This is a genomic window from Falsiphaeobacter marinintestinus, assembly GCF_007923355.1.
Classification (GTDB): Bacteria; Pseudomonadota; Alphaproteobacteria; order Rhodobacterales; family Rhodobacteraceae; genus Phaeobacter_A; species Phaeobacter_A marinintestinus.
In genome coordinates this window covers 139,839-163,084 of sequence record NZ_VOGO01000008.1, presented here as the reverse complement: position 1 = coordinate 163,084, position 23,246 = coordinate 139,839, and the positions used below count along the sequence as shown (strand labels likewise).

Annotated in this window: 17 protein-coding genes; 9 read left to right on the top strand and 8 right to left on the bottom strand. The window is 60.1% G+C overall.

All coding sequences use genetic code 11. From position 1 onward, the window contains the following. Complete coding sequence (locus tag FOY56_RS17320) at window positions 1–1,260, top strand: TRAP transporter large permease (protein WP_146347131.1); 1,260 nt, start codon at window positions 1–3, stop codon at window positions 1,258–1,260. 248 nt (window positions 1,261–1,508) lie between these two features. On the opposite strand, the gene FOY56_RS17315 is transcribed toward FOY56_RS17320, so the two are convergent. From FOY56_RS17315 to FOY56_RS17305, 3 genes are all read right to left on the bottom strand, one after another. Beyond that, window positions 1,509–2,399 carry a DUF3037 domain-containing protein gene (locus FOY56_RS17315; RefSeq protein WP_146347130.1) on the bottom strand — a complete coding sequence of 297 codons (891 nt, stop codon included), beginning with the start codon at window positions 2,397–2,399 and terminating at the stop codon, window positions 1,509–1,511. Next, entirely contained in the window at window positions 2,396–3,211 is an 816-nt protein-coding gene (locus FOY56_RS17310) for a HipA family kinase (RefSeq protein WP_146347129.1), read from the bottom strand. The genes FOY56_RS17315 and FOY56_RS17310 overlap by 4 nt, the downstream gene beginning before the upstream one ends. Window positions 3,212–3,434: 223 nt before the next feature. After that, window positions 3,435–6,323 carry an error-prone DNA polymerase gene (locus FOY56_RS17305; protein ID WP_146347128.1) on the bottom strand — a complete coding sequence of 963 codons (2,889 nt, stop codon included), beginning with the start codon at window positions 6,321–6,323 and terminating at the stop codon, window positions 3,435–3,437. A 233-nt stretch (window positions 6,324–6,556) separates the two neighbouring features. Here FOY56_RS17305 and FOY56_RS17300 point away from each other — a divergent pair, with 233 nt between their 5' ends. Then, window positions 6,557–6,736, top strand: coding sequence for a zinc-finger domain-containing protein (locus tag FOY56_RS17300; RefSeq protein WP_146347171.1), 180 nt, complete (start codon window positions 6,557–6,559; stop codon window positions 6,734–6,736). A gap of 43 nt (window positions 6,737–6,779) precedes the next feature. Here the strand turns inward: FOY56_RS17300 and FOY56_RS17295 are convergent, their stop codons facing one another. The 3 genes from FOY56_RS17295 to FOY56_RS17285 form a co-directional block, all read right to left on the bottom strand. Further along, a complete protein-coding gene (locus FOY56_RS17295) occupies window positions 6,780–7,649 on the bottom strand; it encodes a DUF2306 domain-containing protein (protein WP_146347127.1) in 870 nt (289 codons plus the stop codon). Between the two features lie 308 nt (window positions 7,650–7,957). After that, window positions 7,958–9,247 (bottom strand): branched-chain amino acid ABC transporter permease, encoded by a 1,290-nt coding sequence (locus tag FOY56_RS17290; RefSeq protein WP_146347126.1) that lies wholly within the window; start codon window positions 9,245–9,247, stop codon window positions 7,958–7,960. 187 nt (window positions 9,248–9,434) lie between these two features. Next, window positions 9,435–9,923, bottom strand: coding sequence for a hypothetical protein (locus tag FOY56_RS17285; RefSeq protein WP_146347125.1), 489 nt, complete (start codon window positions 9,921–9,923; stop codon window positions 9,435–9,437). A gap of 28 nt (window positions 9,924–9,951) precedes the next feature. Between FOY56_RS17285 and polA the strand changes: the two genes are divergently transcribed. Then, entirely contained in the window at window positions 9,952–12,753 is a 2,802-nt protein-coding gene (gene polA / locus FOY56_RS17280; protein ID WP_146347170.1) for a DNA polymerase I, read from the top strand. A 29-nt stretch (window positions 12,754–12,782) separates the two neighbouring features. Here the strand turns inward: polA and FOY56_RS17275 are convergent, their stop codons facing one another. Further along, window positions 12,783–13,481 carry an RraA family protein gene (locus tag FOY56_RS17275; protein ID WP_146347124.1) on the bottom strand — a complete coding sequence of 233 codons (699 nt, stop codon included), beginning with the start codon at window positions 13,479–13,481 and terminating at the stop codon, window positions 12,783–12,785. A 269-nt stretch (window positions 13,482–13,750) separates the two neighbouring features. Here FOY56_RS17275 and FOY56_RS17270 point away from each other — a divergent pair, with 269 nt between their 5' ends. After that, the gene (locus tag FOY56_RS17270) at window positions 13,751–14,734 is read left to right on the top strand and encodes a Hint domain-containing protein (protein ID WP_146347123.1); all 984 of its coding nucleotides are present in this window, start codon (window positions 13,751–13,753) and stop codon (window positions 14,732–14,734) included. 267 nt (window positions 14,735–15,001) lie between these two features. Next, window positions 15,002–15,559, top strand: a complete 558-nt coding sequence (locus FOY56_RS17265; RefSeq protein WP_146347122.1) for a hypothetical protein — start codon at window positions 15,002–15,004, stop codon at window positions 15,557–15,559. 326 nt (window positions 15,560–15,885) lie between these two features. On the opposite strand, the gene FOY56_RS17260 is transcribed toward FOY56_RS17265, so the two are convergent. Further along, a complete protein-coding gene (locus FOY56_RS17260) occupies window positions 15,886–16,467 on the bottom strand; it encodes a DUF1285 domain-containing protein (protein ID WP_146347121.1) in 582 nt (193 codons plus the stop codon). Between the two features lie 64 nt (window positions 16,468–16,531). Between FOY56_RS17260 and FOY56_RS17255 the strand changes: the two genes are divergently transcribed. From FOY56_RS17255 to FOY56_RS17240, 4 genes are read left to right on the top strand one after another with little or no spacing between them, the layout of a single operon-like run. Then, window positions 16,532–17,548 carry an AAA family ATPase gene (locus tag FOY56_RS17255; protein WP_146347120.1) on the top strand — a complete coding sequence of 339 codons (1,017 nt, stop codon included), beginning with the start codon at window positions 16,532–16,534 and terminating at the stop codon, window positions 17,546–17,548. Beyond that, on the top strand, window positions 17,545–18,420 hold the full coding sequence (locus FOY56_RS17250) for a DUF58 domain-containing protein (protein ID WP_146347119.1): 876 nt from the start codon (window positions 17,545–17,547) through the stop codon (window positions 18,418–18,420). The genes FOY56_RS17255 and FOY56_RS17250 overlap by 4 nt, the downstream gene beginning before the upstream one ends. Then, window positions 18,417–21,185, top strand: a complete 2,769-nt coding sequence (locus FOY56_RS17245) for a DUF4159 domain-containing protein (protein WP_146347118.1) — start codon at window positions 18,417–18,419, stop codon at window positions 21,183–21,185. Before FOY56_RS17250 ends, FOY56_RS17245 begins: the two co-directional genes overlap by 4 nt. Beyond that, window positions 21,182–23,224 (top strand): hypothetical protein, encoded by a 2,043-nt coding sequence (locus tag FOY56_RS17240; RefSeq protein WP_146347117.1) that lies wholly within the window; start codon window positions 21,182–21,184, stop codon window positions 23,222–23,224. Before FOY56_RS17245 ends, FOY56_RS17240 begins: the two co-directional genes overlap by 4 nt. The last annotated feature ends 22 nt before the right edge of the window (window positions 23,225–23,246 follow it).

Sequence of the window (23,246 nt, the reverse complement as noted above, 5' to 3'; positions counted from 1 at the left end):
ATGGCGGCAGTCATCCTTTTGGGCCTTGTCCTGCTTGCACTGGCGTTGCGGCAGAACATCATTGTCATCCTTCTGGGGTCGGCGGCCTATGTTCATCTGGTCTGGGGCGATGGGCGGTTAGAGTACCTGGCCGAGGATGTATGGATCAGTCTGGACAACTCGCTGTTGCTGGCCATTCCGATGTTCCTGCTTGCCGGCAATGTGATGACCCGCGGCTCGATCGCGCGGCGGCTGATTGATCTTGCCATCTCGATCACCAAGCCACTGCCCGGGGGCCTTGCCGTGGCGACGATCTTGTCTTGCGCCATATTCGCCGCAATCTCGGGGTCGTCACCGGTGACGTTGCTGGCCGTGGGCACGGTGCTGTACCCTGCGCTGCTGGAAAACGGGTATCACAAGCGGTTTGCGCTGGGCGCGCTGACGTCGGGTGGCACGCTGGGCATCATCATTCCGCCGTCGATTCCGCTGATCCTGTACGGCATCGTGACCGAGACCTCGATTGCGGATCTGTTTCTGGCCGGGATCATTCCGGGCATCATGATTGCGGTGGCGCTGGCGGGGTATTCGTTTTGGGTCAATCGCAATATGCCCGCCCAACCCTTTGATTTTGTTGAGTTCCGGACCGCGTTGATGCGCGGGGGATGGTCGGCGATGTTGCCGGTGATCTTGCTGGGCGGGATCTATTCGGGGTATTTTTCTCCGACCGAGGCGGCGGCGGTGGCGCTGGTCTATGCGATCTTTGTCGAGATCGTCATTCACCGCGAATTGAAGCCGATCGATTTCTATTACACGGCGGTCGAGACCGCGAAGCTGTTGGGCATGCTGTTTCCCATCGTCGCCGTGGCGCTGTCAATCAAGACCATTCTTACCATCGAGGAGATCCCCGACCAACTGGCGCTGTGGATCACATCGGTGAGCGACAACAAAATCGCTTTCCTGTTGGCAATCAATGTGTTGCTGCTGATTGTCGGCTGCCTGTTCGACGTGATTTCAGCGATCCTGATCCTTGCGCCGTTGCTGCTGATCCCGGCGATTGCCTATGGAATCGACCCGGTTCATCTGGGCGTGATCATGGTGATCAACCTTGAAATCGGGTTCCTGACTCCGCCGCTTGGGTTGAACATCATTGTGGCAATGACCGCGTTCAAAGAGAATTTTCTTGAGATCAGCCGCGCCGTTCTGCCGTTTATCGCGCTGATTTTGGTGGTCTTGCTGTTCGTCACCTTCGTGCCCAGCACGGCCCTGATGTTCATCCGATAACGGACCTAAGCGGTGGCTGAGGGGGTGAATCGTCCGTTTTGTACAGGGGTTTTCGGGGGGATTGGCCGTTTTGTACAAAGTTTGGAGGTGGTGGTTTTGACCTTAGTGGCAAGAAACAAGTTGGTCAGGAAGTTGCCTTTCGCTGCGGGTAGCACATACGTTAGTATTGTGCACAGGCCAGTCTTTGCAAAAAGGTGCAGCTCGTGTATCGCTCTCAAGCATAGTTTAAGCAGAGTCCTAAAGTGTCATTATTGTGCTCGATGTTGACGAAGATCGTCTTCAATTCGATCTACAAACTCACCGCTATCCTGCTCTTCAATTACATTCTCAGTCCCGACAATGCTTCGCAGGAACGTGCGAGCTGAGCGATATTGGGGGATAAGGTTTTCGTTTGTCGGCCGCCCAATTACGAATTGGGTGACAACTTTGCGATGTCCCGGCGCTACCCTTACGGCTTGTGCAAAACCGCTCCATTTTCCAGCCTTCGCTCCAATGCGATCTTCATCCGCCAAGTCAAAGGACAACGATTGAATGGCGTGAAAATTCCCATTCTTGTAACCAGCTTGGAATTTGATCGGGCCGAGATCAGTTTGCACACGAGGTTCAACCTCGATTTCTTCGGCGAGATTTCGGGCGTTGATTAACTTACTGACTTCAGACCACACTTGTTCGTCGCTCCGCGCTGCGTGCGGCTTTTCTTTATCATATGGAGCGACCAAGCGTTGATAAAGCTGCTTCAAACGTTCTTCCGGCCCTTTGCACAACCCTACACCGGCTTCGGCCCAAGTATAGCTTGAATCAAGGCCAGGAGCGATCCTCGAAGCCAGAAATCTCGCCTCGTTGCCTGTTTCCGGCCCGCATTTCCAATCATTCACTCTAGTTAACAGATCGGGATGAACAATGTTTTCTCGAGAGAAGCGCTTAACCGCGCGAGAAATTTGTTTCAAATCTTCAGTAAATGCTGCCTTGTTTATGTCCGGGTAAGCGGCTGTGATCCGCCCATCCCAACCTCGGACAGCCAGCTTTAGGAATGATGCCTCGCCGGAGTATAGTAGAACGCCGATGTTCATTCGCTCTTTCAGCCATGGATTGTGTCTGTACTGCAAGAGGCAGTAGCTAAACGAAAATTTCTTGCTCATTTCAGCACTCCTCTCACTTGTTCAATGAACTGGTTTGCGTTTTCTCGCGCTTGTAGCAGATATTCAATGATCGCGCACGCAGTGTCTTGGTCCCACTGTTGCGGGATGACTTCAACATAACCCTCGATTTTGGCATCAGTAAGAGCTTCTAGAGAACTTGTGAAGTCTTCTAAAACCTCTGTGTCGACCTCTCGACAACTAGGATACATAATGTGCTGCATATTCCCAGGGAAGTGGTTGCCGATCCCTCCGTTGCACCAAGGCATCGTGCTACCGTTGAGAGTTGCTCGACGATGGCACCTTTGGAAGGAGTGTCCAAAATCTATGACCTTGAAAGAAAGCCCTGACATCAGCAGGTTGGGGTTTCCGTTCCCTCGATCAGTGTTTTCAATGAGTGTGTCAAACAGGTAAAGGAGTGCCGCCTCTTGTCGCTGGCTTTTGTGAACCAGATCTGTCGGCGCCCATCGCCTGACCGGACTGATTTGCGTGGAGCCAAACGCAGTCACAGGAGCGCCCTGCAGTGCCGCGCAAAGGGCGACTCCGTCTGCTGTGTCCGGCAGCGTGCCTACGAATGCTGCATCAATCTGCACCAAACAAGGCTCGGCAGCCGGAAGCCCGAGATCCCTCGCGAACACGTTGGCAACTAGTTCCGCTACGAGGTGATCAGATGTCAGTTCTTCGTGAAAATTCTCATACTTGACGTAGACGTAACGCGCTTCACCATCCCTTTCATCGCAAACGCACAGCATAGGACGAGATCTGCCGGTTGCCGCGCGATCAAGATATTCAGAAGCTTCTACCGTCAGTACCATATTAATATAGAACTTTTTTGATCATCAGGAAACATTATGGAGCGCCGCCGCGAATGCAACCTGATTCCGCATCCATTTCAGACGATTATCTCGTCACCAATTGCACGAGCCTAATTTGAATTGCACTTAGGCGGTTTTTTTACACTCGTCACGACTGGTTACTAGGGACTACTTCCGAAAATCCGCTGCAATCCAAAGGCGTGAACGGTTTGAGACCGGTCCCCTACCCCGGCGTCAGCACATGCCTCAGCAGCGCCACCGGATGCGCCTTGAGGCTGAGGCGGGTGGAGACGTAGTCTTCTACGACCTGCTCGCCCAGTGACATCTGCGGCAGGTGGGCGGTGGGTTCGTGTATCAGTTCGCCCTCGATCCCCTGGGCAAACAGCGGCAGGGGCTGGGCGGTGGCGATGGCTTTGGCGGCCCAGAGCGCCTCGCGCCTTGTGACACCGCAGGACGCGAAGGCGTCGGCCTCGGACAACCTCTCGATCACGGCCGGGGTCAGACCGGCGCGGCGCCAGACATCGGCGACCTCGGTATAGCCATTACCACGGGCGGCGGTGAGCCATGCGGCGTCGTCTTCTTTCATGCCCTTGATCTGGCGAAAGCCAAGGCGCAGGGCAAGGCCGCCGCGCCCGTCAGGCTCCATCACGTTATCCCAGTAGGAGGCGTTGACGCAGACCGGGCGGACGGGCACGCCATGGGCGCGGGCATCGCGGACAATCTGGGCGGGGGCGTAAAAGCCCATCGGCTGGGCGTTGAGAAGCGCGCAGGCAAAGATGCCGGGGTGGTGGCATTTGATCCAGGCGCTGGCATAGACGAGAAGCGCGAAGGAGGCGGCGTGGCTTTCGGGAAAGCCGTAGGAGCCGAAGCCTTCGATCTGGGAAAAGCAGCGTTCGGCAAAGTCGGGGGCGTAGCCGTTCTTGGCCATGCCCTTGAGGAAGAGGCCGCGGAATTCGCTGACAGAGCCGTGTTTCTTGAAGGTCGCAAGGGAGCGGCGCAGCTGGTCGGCCTGTTCGGGGGTAAAGCCCGCACCGACGATGGCGATCTGCATGGCCTGTTCCTGAAACAGCGGCACGCCAAGGGTTTTGCCAAGGACCTGCCCGAGGGCGTCGGAGGGGAAGGAGACGGGCTCTTCTCCGTTGCGGCGGCGGATATAGGGGTGGACCATGTCGCCCTGAATGGGACCGGGGCGGATGATGGCGACCTCGATCACGAGATCATAGAAGTTGCGGGGGCGCATCCGGGGGAGGAAGTTCATCTGGGCGCGGGATTCGACCTGAAACACGCCGATGCTGTCGGCGGCGCAGAGCATGTCGTAGACTTTCGGATCCTCGGGCGGGAGCGTGGCGAGGGTGTGGGTGGTCTGGTGGTGCTGGGTGATCAGGTCGAAGGCCTTGCGGATGCAGGTGAGCATGCCAAGCGACAGCACATCGACCTTGAGGATGCCAAGGCTGTCGATATCGTCCTTGTCCCAGCAGATAACGGTGCGGTCTTCCATGGTGGCGTTTTCGATGGGAACAAGTTCGTCCAGCCGCCCTTCGGTGATGATGAAGCCGCCAACATGCTGCGAGAGGTGACGGGGGAAGCCGGAGATCTCGTAGACCAGCTCCATCGTTTGTTTCAGGCGGCGGTCGTCGGGGTCGAGGCCGATTTCACGCATGCGTTCAGCTTCGAGCCCCTTGGCCGAGAAGAAGCCCCAGAGTTGGGAGGACAGCGCTGATATGGTGTCTTCGCTGAGCCCCATGGCGCGACCGACCTCGCGGATGGCGCGTTTGCCGCGATAATGGATGACGGTGGCGCAAAGGCCGGCGCGGTGGCGGCCATAGCGGTCGTAAATCCACTGGATGACTTCCTCGCGGCGTTCATGTTCGAAATCGACGTCGATATCGGGGGGCTCGTCGCGGGCTTCGGAGACAAAGCGTTCGAATACCATGGTGCCGATCTCGGGCGAGACAGAGGTGACGCCAAGGCAGTAGCAGACCACGGAATTGGCGGCCGAGCCGCGCCCCTGGCAGAGAATGTCGCGGGAGCGGGCGAAATGGACGATATCGCGGACGGTGAGGAAATAGGGTTCGTATTTGAGCTTGCCGATCAGGTCGAGTTCGTGCGTCAGCATGGTCTGCACCTTGTCCGGCGCACCTGCGGGATAGCGCCAGTTGAGGCCCTCATGTGCAAGGCGGGCAAGGCGTTCGGCGGGGGTCTCGTGCTCGGCCTCGGTCGGGTATTCATAGCGCAGTTCGTCCAGCGAAAAGCTGAGCTGGTCGGCCAATGCGGTGGCGCGGTCGATGGCGTCCTCGAAGCCGCGAAAAAGGCGGCGCATCTCGGGCTCGGAGCGCAGGCGCTGTTCGCCATTGGAGAGCGCGTTGCGGCCCAGTTTTTCGACCTTGCAGCGCAGACGGATGGCCGACAGCACATCCGCCATCCGTCGCCTGCGCCCGTGATGCAGGCGGGGGGCGGCGCTGGCCAGCGTCGGCAGACCCAGCGCTTGCGCCTGTTCGGTGAGCGCGGCAAAGCGGTCGGGATCGGTGCCGTCATAGGTGGGCGTGAGCAGCAGGTGCATCCGCCCGGCAAAGCGGCGCGCCAACCGATCCGCGAAAGGCACCCACAGGTTTGCGCCGCGTCGCAGGCCGGTCGAGGGCGTCCAGAGGAGCAGGTGCAGACCGTCGGCATGGTCAAAGAGATCCGAGAGCACAAGGTCACAGCTGCCCTTGTTTGCCCGAAGCCGCCCTTTGGACAGCAACCGGCACAGGCTGGCCCAGCCAGTGCGGTTCTGCGGCAGGACGGTGATGGGCGGTGCGTCCGTGAACACCAGCCGCGCTGCCGGAATCAGGCGCGGCGCATTCAGGATCGGGAAAGAGGCCGGTTTCGGGATATGCGCGGGGCGTGGCGGGCCAATCGGGTCATGCGTGGCGTCCCATGCCCGCCGCTTGGCCACAGCGCGCGCGATTTTGCGGGCTGCGGTATGGGCGCGCACGATGCCCGCGACCGAATTGTCATCAGCAATGGCGATGCCCGAGAGGCCAAGGATCATGGCACGCTCGATATACTCCTCGGGGTGGGACGCCCCGGTGAGGAAGGTGAAGTTGGAGGTGATCGACAGTTCGGCAGTCATAACGAGTCGCCATTATATTCACGTTTTGTTCTTTTTCGAGTCCTTCTTACCCATTTGCCCGATATCCGCCAGTGTGCGGGTGCGCTGACGTGGCGGCCCTGATCGGGCCGCTTTGACATTTTCACCGTCAGGTGAGGATTGCGGCAATCGCGTCTCTTGCTCATGACACAGGCTTGGCACATAAACGCAGGGAAGACCGGCCCAAGCGCCTGAAACCAGAGGAACCGCCCGAGATGACCATAGACGCACCGGAAACCAAGGTCGTGGACAGCTATCGTATTGCCTGCGATGGCGGAGAAGGCGCGTTGGGCCATCCGCGTGTCTGGCTTCAGATCCCCGAAAGCACGGGTTGGGTCGAGTGCCCGTATTGCGATTGCAAATACGTCCACAAGGATCATCAGGACGCCGCCTGATCTGTTTGATCCGGCGGCTGCCCTTCAGGGTTTCCGGGTCGGATTATTCAGCAGGTACGGTGTCTGATGCCTGACGGCGCGTCGGATCGTCGATCCGTCGCCGGATGAGTTCGGCAATCAGAACTCCGGCGGGGGCTGACCCCCAGATCACGATCAGAATCGCCGCCGCTTCGACATTGCGCAGCAACGGGTCGATCACGAACAGCACCACCCGGAACAACCAGAACGCCCCCCACATGGAGCCAATGAAACGGAACGCCCAGACCCGGTGTTTCGCGGTGTCGCCTTTGCGGATGGTGACAACCATCATGACGGCGCAGGCATAAACGCAGGCCGCCATCGAATAGAACCCGAACTGGGCCAGTCGCCCGCCGTATTCGGCAACAGAGCCATGTTCTGAGGCCAGCCAGACCGAGCAGATCAGGCTGAGGGTCAGAAACACGAACGAGATCCGCCCCAGCAGTTTGTGGGTGCCACGGGCCGCGCCGAATCCGGGGCGAAACAACTGGACATGCATCAGAACGAAGACCAGCGAGTTCATGACGATGTGGCCATAAAGCAGGGTCGAGCGGAACTGGGGGCCATTCGTGAAGCGGTCATAGAACGCCGCGCCCCAGGCCGGGTGCGTGACATAGCGATCGGTCCAGACGGTGCAATCGTTGCCCGCACAGGTCGAAATCGCGGCGGCGTCGGTGGCCGGGTCAAGGCCGATATTGATCAGGACATCATAGATGCCGACAAAAGACGAGATCGCGGCAGGCACGCCGTTGATCACATAACCAAGGTTCAGAAACAGCATCAGGCCGATGCCGAAGAGAAGAACCGGGCGCCAGGATCGCGTGCGAAACCCTTGCACAATAAGCGCGCCCCAGACGGCAAGCGCGGCATAGACGGTCAGTACTCCAAGCGGCATGACGTGGTCTCCTCCCCAGGACACGATCATCGCAGCCTAACTTGGAAACGGAAATCTGGCAAACTCGGAGGTACGCGGCGTTTTTCAAACGTATGGTTAACAGAAACACTCGTTAACAGCGCGGGAGACGAAAACCCTTACAACCACAGGTAACGTCAAATTCTCACACTCACCCTGCGTATACATGCCGTACTCGTGATCTGTGAACATGTTCATACGTCGAGGTTTGGCGGCGAAAGAATAGCCCACCTATCCTTTCGTATAGGAGCCCGCCGGAAACACCGCGATTGCGATCCGACCCTGTGCTGCTATCGCTGGACGCGCACCCAGGGTGTTTGATGATGCGCGTCATGCCAGGCAGATGCCAGTTCCGGGGCATTGCGGCGGGCCAGCAAGAGACCGCCGGCGGTTATGCCTGCTGCGATCAGCCAGGGCAGTGGGCTGTGGCTGTTGAAGGTCATCCAAAACAGCGTCATGTCATGCGCTCCGACGGCGGAATGGCGGGTGTAGAACAGCATTTCGACAAGCGCTGACAGCCCCAGAATCGCAAAGGCTGCGGGGATCAGCGTCTTGGCATACGGTTTGACCAGCATCCCGAAGGTGCCGAACCGGATCACCGGAACATGCATCATCACGACTCCGCCCAGCCCGCCGGGGAAATACATCACCGTCGCCATGAACAGCGCCGCGACATAGAGCTGCCAGAGGTCGGTTTCGAGGCTGAGAACGGTCTGCAGCATCGTGAACAGGACCGCGCCAAGGATCGGCCCGAAGAAGACGCCAACCCCACCGAGGAACGCGATCATCAGGATGGTGCCCGAGGTTTGCAGGCTGAAGTTTTCGACCGTGGCGAGTTCGTAATTGATGGCAAACAATCCGCCCGCTACCCCGGCAAAGAACCCGGCTGCGCAGAACGAATAGAGGCGCACCCAATGGGTTGAATAGCCAAGATATTCGGCCCGTTCGGGGTTTTCCCGGACAGCGTTGGCCATGCGCCCGATGGGGGTGCGGGAAAACCCGTACATCAGCGCGACCGAGAGCGCCAACCAGACAGAGATCAAATAATACACCTCGATCTGATAGAGGAACTCGATTCCGAAGAACGGCATGCCCAGCGTGCGATCTCCACCAACGCCGCCACCGCGAAAGAACGAATAGATGATCAGCGAACAGGAGGCGACAAGTTCGACAATACCAAGCGAGATCATGGCGAAAACGACGCCTGATTTTCGGGTCGAAAAAGAGCCGATCAGCGTGGCCATCCCCAGCGAGAACAGACCTGCGAACAGGGGCAGAACCGGGAGCGGGACCGGCAGGTTTTCGGCCTGAACAAAATTCATCACATGGATGCACATGAAGCCGCCAAACCCCATGTAAATTGCGTGGCCAAAGCTGAGCATACCCGCCTGCCCCAGCAGCATGTTGTATGACAGCGCAAAGACGATGGTGATCGCCATCTGGTTCATGATGGTGATGGCGCTGTTGGACGGAAACACGACAGGCATGGTCAGCAGGAACACGATGGCCACGGCCCACGGCAGCAGCGCAGACAGTGCATGTGCCCGCCGAGTGCCGGGTTTCGAAGAAGTCAGGGTCATGAACTGCGCGTTTCCCAAAGGTCGCGGCAACTGAACCGGTTTTCAATCGGCCTTTCAATACCGGACCTGTCTCGCGTCAAGAAACCTGCAGGCCCTGAAAGGCGCGATCGACGGCGGGCAAACTCTGCCCGGTCATATCCCTGTAGCTCGTAAAGGCGTCCAAAGACTGAGTGCAGACGTCACCGTCTTATCCGATTGGCGCATCGGCGTTTTTGCACATCTCGAAATAGTTCACGTCACCATATTCGTTGCGCAGGAACTGTTCGACCTCTTGCCCGTACCAGACCCGCAACGTACGCCCGTCACTGAGCCGCCCCATCCCGCGCCCGGTGCCGGTTTGCGGATCACGGGAGTAAAAATAGGCCAATCCGGTCAAGTCACCGTCGCATTCGACAGTCGCTTCGCCTAACCCCAGACGACCGCTGCCGCGCCATTCACCAATACAGTTCAGACCGCCGCCGCTTTGACTGATGTGAGAGCCCTTGTTCCACCCCAGCGCGCGGCCGGTGAAATAGTCTGTCACCCCCAAGCACCCGACCATGGGCGAACAGCTATAGGGCGATCCGTCACGAATCTCGCAATCGTCGGGAAGTTTCGGCCCGGCCTGCGCCGTTACACCGAGAAGGACAATTGCGGACGCCGCGCCGATGCCCGATAAGATATCAGAACCAAACATGGACTCAGATAGTATGGGGCGCGGCGACATGGGCAAGAGTGAATTTGGAAAAGGCTGCCATCTGCATCTGATCGATGGATCGGCGTTCATTTTTCGCGCTTATCACGCGCTGCCGCCGTTGACGCGGAAGTCGGACGGGTTGCCGATCGGGGCGGTTGCGGGGTTCTGCAACATGCTGTTTCGCTATGTCGAGAACAACACCGGCGACGATGCACCGACCCATGCGGCGGTGATCTTTGACAAGGGATCGCACACATTCCGCAACGAAATGTACGATCTTTACAAAGCCAACCGCGAGGCGATGCCCGAAGATCTGCGCCCGCAGATGCCGCTGACGCGCGAGGCGACCAAGGCGTTCAACATCGCCTGCGAAGAGATCGAAGGCTATGAGGCCGACGACATCATCGCGACGCTGGCCTGTCAGGCGCGCGACGCTGGCGGGCGGGTCACGATCATCAGCTCGGACAAGGATCTGATGCAGTTGGTCGGCGGCGGGGTCGAAATGCTGGACGCGATGAAGAACCGCCGGATTGACCGCGACGGGGTGATCGAAAAGTTCGGCGTCGGGCCTGAGCGGGTCGTGGATGTGCAGGCTTTGGCCGGGGATTCGGTGGATAACGTGCCGGGCGCGCCGGGGATCGGGATCAAGACCGCCGCCCTGCTGATCAACGAATACGGCGATCTGGATACGCTGCTGGACCGCGCCGAAGAGATCAAGCAGCCCAAGCGCCGCCAGACATTGATCGAAAAGCGCGACCAGATCGAATTGTCGCGCAGGCTGGTGCAGCTGGATTGCGAAACGCCGCTGGGCTTTACGCTGGACGATCTTGAGGTGATGGAGCCGGATCCGGACGTGCTGATGCCGTTCCTGGCCGAAATGGAATTTCGCACGCTGACCAAGCGGATTGCCGATCAGCTGGGCGTTGAGATGCCGGTGATCTCTGACACTCCGCCATCGGCCGAGGCTGTGGTTCAGGAAGACGTGCCGTTTGACAGCGCCGCCTATGAATGCGTGCGCGATGCCGAGGCCTTGCAGGTCTGGATCGACCGGATTTACGAGCGCGGCTATGTGGCCGTGGATACCGAGACCACCGGGCTGAACGAAATGATCGTCGATCTGGTCGGGATTTCGCTGTCGGTGGAACCGGGGCAAGCCTGTTACATCCCGCTGATCCACCGCGACGGATCGGTGGATGATCTGTTCGGCTCAGACGCTTTGGCCGAGGGGCAGATGCCGCTGGAGCAGGCGTTGGAGATGCTGAAACCGGCGCTTGAGGATGATGCAATCCTCAAGATCGGGCAGAACATGAAATACGACTCCAAGATCTTTGCGCGCTATGGCGTGGATGTCGCCCCGATTGATGACACGATGCTGATGTCGGGCGCGATGCATGCGGGGGAGCATGGGCATGGGATGGATACGCTGTCAGAGCGCTATCTGAGCCATACGCCGATCCCGATCAAGCCGCTGCTGGGATCAGGCAAATCGGCGATTACCTTTGATAAGGTGCCGATTGACGAGGCAACGGCCTATGCCGCCGAGGATGCCGATATCACCCTGCGTCTGTGGAAAGCGTTCAAGCCGCAATTGCATCGCAAGCAGGTCACCACGGTTTACGAGACGCTGGAACGTCCGTTGGTGCCGGTGTTGGCCGAGATGGAGATGCATGGCATCAAGGTCGACCGCGAGGTTCTGAGCCGGATGTCGAATGCCTTTGCCCAGAAGATGGCGGGGCTGGAGGCCGAGATTCACGAACTCGCGGGCGAGACATTCAACGTCGGCTCGCCTGCGCAACTGGGCGAGATCCTGTTCGACAAGATGAGCCTGCCAGGCGGCAAGACAGGCAAGACCGGGAAGTATTCGACCGGGGCGGATATTCTTGAGGATCTGGCGACCGAGCATGAATTGCCGGCCCGCGTGCTGGACTGGCGGCAGTTGAGCAAGCTGAAATCGACCTATACGGACGCCTTGCAGACCCATATCAACCCGGACACCGGCCGGGTGCATACATCCTATTCGATCACCGGGGCGAATACGGGGCGGTTGGCGTCGACCGATCCGAACCTGCAGAACATCCCGGTGCGTACCGAAGAAGGCCGCCGCATCCGCGAGGCGTTTATTGCGGAACCCGGCAATGTGTTGCTGTCGCTTGACTATAGCCAGATCGAACTGCGCATTCTGGCGCATATCGCCGAGATCGACGCACTGAAGCAGGCGTTTGCCGACGGGCAGGACATTCACGCGATGACCGCGTCCGAAGTGTTCGACGTGCCGATGGAAGATATGACGCCCGAGATCCGACGCCGCGCCAAGGCGATCAATTTCGGAGTGATTTACGGGATTTCCGGCTTTGGTCTGGCCCGCAACCTGCGGATTCCGCGTGGTGAGGCGCAAAGCTTTATCGACCGGTATTTCGAACGTTTCCCCGGCATCAAGGATTACATGGAAGACACCAAGGCGTTTGCGAAGGAACACGGGTTTGTTCAGACCCTGTTCGGGCGCAAGATCCATACGCCCGAGATCAACGCCAAGGGGCCGAAAGCCGGATTTGCCTATCGCGCGGCGATCAACGCACCGATTCAAGGCACAGCGGCAGATGTAATCCGGCGGGCGATGATCCGGATGCCGGAGGCGATGGCCGACCTGCCCGCGCGGATGCTGTTGCAGGTGCATGATGAACTGCTGTTCGAAGTGCCCGAGGCGGCGGTGGATCAGACCATCGCTGTGGCCAAGGACGTCATGGAAAACGCCGCTGATCCCGCCGTGCATCTGGCGGTGAAACTGACCGTGGATGCCGGACAAGGCGCGAACTGGGCCGAGGCGCACTGAGCCCGCAAAGGGAGTGGTGGCGAAAGCCCTTAGTTCCTGAGGACAGTTTTGTCGCTTGCCAGAAAATCCTCGACCCAATCGGGCACTTTAAGCCCTTGGGCAACCTTGGCGTCGAGCGATTTCTCAAGTTCAGAGATTTGCGCCAGCTTCTCGATAACGTCGTCGATGCGCTCAAACGGGACGACAACAACGCCATCCCGGTCGGCGACGATCATATCGCCGGTTTCAATCTCTTGTCCGCCGATCTGGATTGGAAAGCCAACTGATCCGGGGCCGGACATGTGCGGAGACGCAGGTGTCAGACCTGCGCACCACATCGGCAGGCCGACCGAGACGATGCCATCGTAGTCTCGGACCGGGCCGTCCGTGATAAACCCTGCGGCGCCGTTGTTTTTCATCATACCCACAAGGCGATCCCCAGCTGCGGCGCATCCGGTGTGACCTGCAAAGGCTGACACGACCACGTCGCCGGGTGTGATGAATTTGAGCGCCGCGAAGGCGGCCAGAACATCGGCAGCGCCACAATCGGCGGTCAACGCGGGCCCTGCGGCGATGCAGCGAATGTCGCGTCCCGCTCCGACCGGTTGAATGCGGGACGCCAAAGCGCCGCCACCAAGAAGCGCATCGACGACAAATCCTGTGGGCACCCCCTGAAAGGCAGCGATCTGTTGATCTGTCGGGCGCCGAAACGATGCCTTGATCGTCAGCGTTGGCGGGGCTTCAATCATCCTGTGTCACTTTCCCTGAGGTTAGAGGAAAAAGGCTGCACCATTTCCCGAAGCGCCGCAACACACCCCGGTCCGGGGGGGCGGCATTATCGGTGTCTGCCCTGCAGAGGATTGGCAGGCGGGGGCCGCCGCGGTCCGGGTCTGAAGGGGAAAATCTGCCTAAGTATACCCTGATACGGCCCATACCTTCGGTCTATTGATCTGAGTTGTACGAGTTTTTTGTCCGCCTTCTGCTTGTCGGGCCTGGTTAACGAGAAAGCTGGCTGCCTTTGCCCAATTATTATCTGTATGTCTATTCGCCGTCAGATTTTGTCGGTGGCCTTCCGAACGAACAAGGGGCGGCTGCGGCCGGATCTCCGACGTTTTCGCTGACGCTGGTTTCCGGGGCCACCCCGACCCTGATCGAAGTCAGCGACGGCGATAACAACTTTGACGAGGTCGCCAACAATCAGACGCTGGTCGACGCGGTCAACATTGATGGGACGTCTTATGCGGCCGGAACATCGGTTGTGTCGGCTTATGACCTGATCAACACATCCACCGGGCACCAGGTGACATCGGTTCATTTCAACCTGAGTGGGTACTCTCAGGGGGCTGTGCATGGGCTGATCTCGACCGTGCCGATGGTGGCCGGGCAGACCTATACGTTCAATGTTGAACGCACATCACACCAGCAAACCAACGAATATGACGAATTCGTCGCCTGTTTTACGACCGGCACCCGGCTGAAGGTGCCCGGTGGGCGGAGAGCCATCGAAGAGCTGCAGGTCGGGGACCGGGTGTGGACGCTGGATGACGGGTTTCAACGGGTGCGTTGGATCGGATCGCAGACAGTTGAAGCCAGCGGCGCGCTGGCTCCGGTCTGCCTGAAGAAGGGGTTTCTGGGGCTGAAGCGCGATATTCTGCTGTCGCAACAGCACCGGGTGATGATGGGCGGGCCACAGGCCATGTTGCATCTTGGGGTGGATCAGGCGCTGAGCGCGGCGATTCATCTGTGCGCGGGCGACAGTGCCGTGGTGCAGCCCGGCGGGACCGTGACCTATTGGCACGTCATGTTCGACCAGCATCAGATCGTCGATGCCGAGGGGCTGTTGACCGAAAGCCTGCTGGTGAACGGCATGTCGCTGGACGGATTGGGACGCGACAGCCGGGACGAGATTTTGCAGCTGTTTCCCGATCTGGCAAGTTCAGAGCTGTTTCAACCGGCCCGCCCGTTGTTGCGCCGCCACGAGACTGCAGCGCTGCTGAACTGAGCGGAATGTGCCGTTATCCGACGGAATGACAGGCAAAAGCAGGCACGGCTTTCCAGCACGTTGAGTGGTTTGCTGACCTTCGCTGCATTCTGTGTGAACGACAGCGATGCGGACAAAGCGCGAATTCGCCGCGTGTGCACTGAATGTAAGCTTTCGGGGCCGTCGGCGCATAAACAGCATTATGAATGGGTATCGCTCCGTGTTATAATTGCCAAAATCTAAAAACAGACCATGTAGCTGTGGAGATTAAGAGGAGAACGAGTTTTCATGTTCAATAGCGTTAAAGAAAAAGTCATCGTTGGTGTACTGACAGCCCTGACGCTCGGAGCAATCTATGCAATGTGGAACGCAATTCAGTCAATTGACGTAGGAATTGGTGTACCAACAGGCGCAGTGTTGGCCTTTGATCAGGATTGCCCAAAAAACGGCTGGCGACCTTACACCGAAGCAACTGGGCGTTTTATTGTGGGAGCTGGAACTTCGACACACTCAAAGCATGATACATGGCAGAAGGTTTTGCCAGATGGCAATCTGAGCCCACCTATTCCGCTATCAACATATGAGTTGAGCAGAAGCGGTGGAGAAGAAACGCATATTATCTCGAAAATGGAGATGCCTAGCCATGACCACACCTTTACTGGGTCGGCTATTCAGTTGGCAGGGAAAGGCTCGGAGGCTTACAATGACAAAAAAAGCCCTGCGCTAGGAACAATTGTTGCTGTGGACGCTCTCATTCCAACTGGGAGTATTTCTTCAAATGGCTCCGGTGAACCCCACAATAACTTACCTCCATACTATCCGCTTAACTTTTGCATAAAAAATTGAGGACGGTATAACTTACGGTAGGCACCTCGAAAGCTTGTTGAGTTACTTGTCATGGCGGGTTGATGCATAGGTCGTGAGTTGTGCTACGGAAGCAGACGTTCGTCGTGGCGTGGGCGCTCGCTAATTAGGGCTCATTCCTGCCATTATCTGCATTGGGCACTAAGGTCGTGTTGGTGGCAATTTTTGGGCTTTGCAAAGCCAGTTGCTTGCACAGTGCGGTTGTGGGCGCTTTCTTATCACTTGCCCCTTTGAACCCAGGTCACGCTTTCGATGGCTCGGCAAGCGTGGGATTGTGGATGGCTTCGGACGGTGCGGATGCGGGTTGATTATGTGCTGGTAAGGTCATCCGACGGGATGATCGGGAAGAACTGGCCCGAGGACCACAGGCCGAACCAGCCATCGTTATGGGTGCCGATATCGACCAGGCGGTAAAAGCTTTTGCGATCGATCAGCGCCTCAAGGTTTGCGCGGATCAGCACGTAGGGGGACGGCTCACCTGTTTCGGGGTCGCGTTCAACCCGGATCGGATGGTCGGGTCCGGCCACGGCAGTGTCGCCGACATGGGTGGTGAAGGTCAGGGTCTGATCGGGGCCATCCCCGGTCACCTCGTAATCGACGGCGACGAAAGGCGCGTCGTCAACGGTGATTCCCACCTTTTCGACCGGGGTCACGAGAACGTATTTGTGACCTTCTTTCTTCAGAATGGACGAAAATAGCCGCACCAGCGCGGGTCGGCCTATGGGAGTGCCCAAATAAAACCATGTGCCATCGCGTGCGATCCGCATGTCCAGATCGCCGCAAAACGGCGGGTTCCACAGGTGAACAGGCGGTAAACCGCGACTTTTGGTGGCGCGAATCGCATCTGCGATGCCCTCTGCACTTGGGGTAACGACTTTTTGTCCGCTCATTGCTTTTGCCATTTCGTTCCGGCGAGATACACTAAGGCTATATAAGTGCCACGAAGGGAATGTCATGTCCGATCCTGCCGACCTTGTTACGGAAATCGAAGCGCTCGAAGCCAAGCTGGCCGAGGCGCGCGCCTCGATCACCCGCCGGTTCATCGGGCAGGAACGGGTTGTCGACCTGACCCTGGCCGCATTGTTGTGCGGTGGACACGCGCTGCTGATCGGTTTGCCCGGTCTGGGCAAGACGCGGCTGGTTGAAACCCTGTCGACGGTGATGGGGCTGGATGGCAACCGGATCCAGTTCACGCCGGATCTGATGCCGGCGGATATTCTGGGCTCGGAAGTGTTGGATACCGCGCCCGACGGGTCGCGGGCGTTTCGGTTTGTGCCGGGGCCGATCTTTTGCCAGTTGCTGATGGCCGATGAAATCAACCGCGCCAGTCCGCGGACACAATCGGCGCTGTTGCAGGCGATGCAGGAGCGCACGGTGACCGTGGCGGGCGAAGATCGCGCGCTTGAGGCGCCGTTTCATGTGCTGGCCACGCAGAACCCGATTGAACAGGAAGGCACCTATCCCCTGCCCGAAGCGCAGCTGGACCGGTTTCTGGTTCAGATCGATGTGGAATATCCGGATCGCGCGACCGAGCGGGACATCCTGCTGGCCACAACCGGTGTGACCGAGGATGAGGCCCACGCAGTGTTTACGGCTGACGAATTGATCGCAGCACAGACCCTGTTGCGGCGGATGCCGGTGGGCGACTCTGTGGTCGAGATGATTTTGGATCTGGTGCGCGCCTTCCGCCCCGAAGAGGCGGATGTGTCTGATCGTGTGGCCGAAACCGTGTCCTGGGGGCCGGGGCCGCGTGCGGCGCAGGCGTTGATGATGACGGTGCGCGCACGGGCGTTGTTGCAGGGACGGTTGGCCCCGAATGTGGATGACGTGATCGACATGGCGCAACCGGTGCTGAGCCACCGGATGGCGCTGACCTTTGCAGCACGGGCGCGGGGCGACAGCCTTGCCGGTCTGATCCGCGACACCGCTGCCAGTCTGACCCCGACCGCACAGGCCGGGGCCGCCGCGTGACATCTGCCAGTTCCCTTCGCGAACGCTCGGAAAGTGAAGCCGGCCGACTGCCGCCGCTGTTGGCGCGGGCCGAGCATCTGGCAGGCACCGTTCTGCTGGGGGACCATGGTCGGCGACGGGCTGGTCTGGGCGATGATTTCTGGCAATACCGCCCGGTTCAGATGGGTGACAGCAAGCGGATGATCGACCATCGCCGCTCGGCCCGGGGGGATCAGCAATTCGTACGCGAACGCGAATGGCAGATTGCGCAATCGGTGATGCTGTGGGTCGATCAGGGCGCCTCGATGCGGTTTTCATCCGGTAAAGAGCTGCCGGACAAGGTCGAGCGCGCGCGGCTGCTGGGGCTGGCCACGGCGATCCTGTTGGTGCGCGGCGGCGAACGCGTGGGGCTGAGCGGAACGACATTGCCGCCCCGGCGCGGCAACAATCAGGTCTATCGGCTGGCCGAAAGCCTGACACAGGACCAGCCCGAAGATTATTCGCCCCCCGAACACCGGTCGATGATCCCGCATGCGCGGGCGGTTTTTATCTCGGATTTTCTGGGTGAGATGGATGAGGTCAGGCTGGCCCTGACCAAGGCCGCAGATCGTGGCGTGCGCGGGGTGATCCTGCAGGTGCTGGACCCAAGCGAAGAGATGTTTCCGTTTCAGGGACGCACGATTTTTCAAAGCATCGGCGGCACGCTGGTGCATGAGACTTTGAAGGCCGGTGAATTGCGCACGCGGTATCAGGATCGGCTGGCCGAGCGCAAAGAAGAACTGGCCCAGTTGTGCCGGGTTACCGGCTGGCATCTGGGGCTGCATCATACTGGCGACAGCGCGCAATCGGCGTTGCTGTGGCTGTACCGGGCACTGGACGGGGGCACACGATGACCATTCTTGCGGGCATCGGGTTTGCGACCCCGTGGTTGTTGCTGGGGCTGCTGGCGCTGCCGATCCTGTGGATCATCCTGCGGGCGGTGCCGCCTGCGCCGCGCCGTGTGGCGTTTCCGGGCGTATCGCTTCTGTTGGGTCTGAAGGACGACGAAAGCATATCGGACCGCACCCCGTGGTGGCTGTTGTTGCTGCGCATGCTGGCGCTGGCGGCGGTGATTATCGGGCTGGCCGGTCCGGTTCTGAACCCGCGTCAGGCGGATGATGGATCGGGGCCATTGCTGCTGGTGCTGGACGCCAGTTGGGCCGGGGCCACGGGCTGGGCCGATCGGGTCGATCTGATCGACGCGCAACTGGCCGAGGCCGGGCGGTCGGGGCGTCCGGTGGCGCTGTTGCGGCTGTCCGATCCCGAGGCGGTTGCCTTTCAATCTGCAGGTGTGGTGCAAAGCCGGTTGCCGGGGTTGAAGCCCGCCGCGTGGTTGCCCGGACCTGATCAGATCGAGGCGGCGTTGGCCCACATCGACGCGATGCCGGGTGCGGTCGACAGTTATTGGCTGGGCGACGGGTTGGAATATGCCGGGCGTGAAACCGTGCTGGAAGCGTTGCAGGCCCGCGGCAGCGTGACGGTGTTTCAGTCGGGCGCTCCGGTCATCGGGCTTGAGCCTGTGACGTTTGAGGATGGCGCGGTGCAATTGTCTTTGGCGCGGTCCTTGCCGGGGCCAGCCCGCAACCAGGTGATCCTTGCTTTGGGGCCGGACCCGTCCGGCACGGTGCGGGTATTGGACAAGGTTGAGGCGCAGTTTGAAGCCGGAGATCTGACGGCTCAGGTCGCGTTGTCGATGCCGTCGGAATTGCGTGCGCGGGTGACGCGGTTTGAACTGGAAGGCCAGCGATCAGCCGGGTCCGTGACCCTGACCGATGACAGCCTGCGGCGGCGCGAGGTGGCGTTGATTGCCGGACGTCAGAACCGCGAGGGGTTGGAGCTGTTGTCTCCGCTGCATTACCTGACGCAGGTTCTGGTGCCGAGCGCCGAGTTTGTTGACGGATCACTGCTTGAGGTGCTGCCCGCCAATCCGGATGTGATTGCGCTGGCCGATGTCGTGACCCTGTCATCGCAGGAACAGGCTGAACTGACCGAATGGATCGAAGACGGCGGGCTGTTGCTGCGCTTTGCCGGACCGCGGATGGCGGCCAGCGATCTGGGCCGTGACGCCGAAGACCCGCTGTTGCCGGTGCGGCTGCGGGGGGGCGGGCGCAGTGTCGGCGGCGCGATGAGCTGGGGCGAGGCGAAAAGCCTCGCACCGTTCCTTGAAAGTTCGCCGTTTTACGGGCTGCGGGTGCCCGCTGATGTCACCGTGTCGACGCAGGTGATGGCGCAGCCCGATCCCAATCTGGCCGACCGGGTGATTGCCGCGCTGAGTGATGGCACTCCGTTGGTGACGCGCAAGCCGCTGGGGCTGGGGCAGATCGTGCTGTTTCATGTCACGGCGGATGCGGAATGGTCGAGCCTGCCATTGTCGGGGCTGTTCGTGGAAATGCTGGACCGGCTGGCGGTATCGTCTGCGGCCAAGGCGCAGACCGCCGTCAACCTTGAGGGCACCACGTGGAGCCCGGTTCGGGTGATGGATGGCTTTGGGCAGATGGCGGATGCCGGAACGCTTCCGGGCGTGGAAGGCGCGGCGCTGGTGACAGACGCGTTGGGGCCAAATCTGAGGCCCGGTGTCTATGGCAACGAAGCCCGCAGGATTGCCCGTAACGTTTTGGCAACGGATGTCGCGTTACAAGTTGCAGAGTGGCCTGCCTCGGTCCCGGTGATCGGGTTGGGGGTTGAAGATGAACAGCCCCTGGGCGGGCTGTTGCTGGCCTTGGCGCTGATCTTGCTGACCGCTGATATCATCGCGTCGCTGGCCCTGGGCGGGCGCTTGGGTTTGCCGCGTCGGGGGATGACGGCCTTGGTACTGGTGGTTGCTCTTGGCCAGGCACAGCCCGTTGACGCGCAGGAGAGCGACACCGATCTGGCGATTGCGGCCACGTCCGAGATGACGTTGGCGCATGTGCTGACCGGCAATGCGACGATTGATGACACGGCGTTTGCCGGTTTGCTGGGTCTGTCCGACACGCTGTTTTTCCGCACCTCGGTCGAGCCGTCGAATCCGATTGGCGTGGATCTGGAGCGGGACGAACTGGCGTTTTTCCCGCTACTGTATTGGCCGATCACACCGGATCAGCCGATCCCGTCGGATGAGGCTTACACCAAGCTGAACGCCTATTTACGGTCAGGTGGGATGATCCTGTTTGATACGCGAGATGCCGATATTGCCGGGTTTGGTGCGGCCAGCCCGAATGGTCGCAAGCTGCAGCAATTGGCGGCCCCGCTGGACATTCCGCCATTGGAGCCTTTGCCGCCCGATCATGTGCTGACGCGCACGTTCTATTTGTTGCAGGACTTTCCCGGCCGTCATACCAGCCGCGACATCTGGGTCGAAGCCGCGCCGCCCGACGCCGAACAGATCGAAGGCATGCCGTTTCGCAACCTCAATGACGGGGTGACGCCGGTGGTGATCGGCGGCAACGACTGGGCCTCGGCCTGGGCCACGGACAAGGACGGGCGCACGCTGTTTCCCGTCGGGCGCGGGTATTCGGGCGAACGACAGCGCGAGTTGGCCTATCGCTTTGGCGTCAATCTGGTGATGCATGTGCTGACCGGGAACTACAAATCGGATCAGGTCCATGTGCCTGCGCTGCTGGACAGGTTGGGCCAATGACCGGAACCGTGATTTTTGACCCTCTGATCCCGTGGCCGTTTCTGGTCGGGTTGGCCGTTTTGGCGCTGGCTGGGGTGGTTTTGGCAGTCTGGCGCGGTCTGGTGGGCTGGCCGTTGCGCGCATTGGGCGCGCTGGCCTTGCTGGGGGCGCTGGCCGGGCCGGTTTATCAGGTCGAGGACCGGGCGCCTTTGACGGATATCGTCGTGCTGCTTGAGGATGAAAGCGCCAGCCAGTCGCTGTCGGATCGTCCGGCGCAAATGGCCGAGGCTGCCGAGGCGCTGGCGGATCGGATCTCGGGGCGCCCCAATACCGAATTGCGCCGGGTCACTCTGCGCGATGGCGAGGGCGACGGCGGGACCGAGCTGATGACAGCCTTGTCTGCCGCCTTGGCCGAAGAACCCCGCGCGCGAATCGCCGGGATCATAGCCCTTTCGGACGGGCGGGTGCATGATGCTGATCTGGCCCCGGCCCTGCCCGCGCCTTTGCATCTGTTGTTGACCGGTCGGGAACCCGACTGGGACCGGCGGTTGATTGTGCGCAACGCCCCGGCGTTTGCGATCATCGGCGAACCCGTGACCCTGACCATCCGGATCGAGGATATCGGGGCGGTTCCGGCAGATGTTGAAGGCGCAACGATCGAGCTGTCGGTCGATGGCGGGCCACCGGAAAGCTATGCCATGCCAGTCGGGCAGGATTTCGAATTGCCGATCACCCTGCCCCATGGCGGGCGCAACGTGATTCAGTTTACCGTGCCGGAAGCCGAAGGCGAGATCACCGACCGCAACAACACGGCGCTGATCCAGATCAACGGTGTGCGCGACCGGCTGCGGGTGCTTCTGGTGTCGGGCGAACCGCATCCCGGCGGACGTACGTGGCGCAATCTGCTGAAATCAGACAGCTCGGTCGATCTGGTGCATTTCACCATTCTGCGCCCCCCGGAAAAGCAGGACGGCGTGCCGGTGGATGAACTGTCGCTGATCGCATTCCCGACGCGAGAACTGTTTCTGGAAAAGATCGATGATTTCGATCTGATCATCTTTGATCGCTACAAGCGGCGGGGCATCCTGCCCGCGATCTATCTGGATAATGTGGCCAGTTACGTGAATGACGGCGGTGCCGTACTGATCGCGGCAGGACCGGATTTTGCAACTGCCGACAGCATCTATCGCTCACCGTTGGCCCCCGTGGTTCCTGCACAGCCCAGCGCGCGGGTGATCGAGGAACGGTATCGCCCCACGGTGACGGACGAGGGCAGCCGGCATCCGGTGACGGCAGATCTGGGCGATGGCGAAAGCTGGGGATCCTGGTTGCGCCAGATCGATGTGGAACCCCAGTCGGGCCACGTGCTGATGAGCGGCTATGAAGACCGTCCGCTGTTGGTGCTGGATCGGGTTGGCGAAGGGCGCGTGGCGTTGCTGGCGTCGGATCATGCGTGGTTGTGGAGCCGGGGGTACGAAGGCGGCGGACCACAGTTGGAACTGCTGCGGCGGCTGGCGCACTGGATGATGAAAGAGCCCGAGCTTGAGGAAGAAGCGCTGTGGGCCGAAGCCACCGGCCAGCAGATGCGGATCATCCGGCGGACGCTGAACAAAAATGTTGGCGCCGTGATCGTGACCCGCCCGGATGGCGTGACCGAAGAGCGCGCCTTGGACGAGGTCAGCCCGGGGCGGTATGAGGCAACCTATGACGGTCCCGAGATCGGGTTGTACCGGTTGGCCGAGGGCGAGCAGACAGCCGTCATCGGACTTGGGCCAGCGGCTCCGAAAGAGTTCGAACAGACGATTGCCACCGGCGATGTGCTGGAGCCTGTCATCGCGCCGTTGCGTGGTGGTATTCTGCGGCTGGAGGACGGGTTGCCCCAAATCCGGTCGGTGCGCGAAGGCCGCCCGGCGGCGGGGCGCGGCTGGATCGGGCTGGTGCCGCGTGGGGCTTATGAAACGCGCGACGTGATGCAGACGGCGTTGCTGCCTGCGTGGTTGGTTTTGCTGATCGCATCGGCCTTTATCGTCGGAGGCTGGTTGCGCGAAGGGCGGCGGTAGTGCGTTGTGCGCGGGTTCCTGA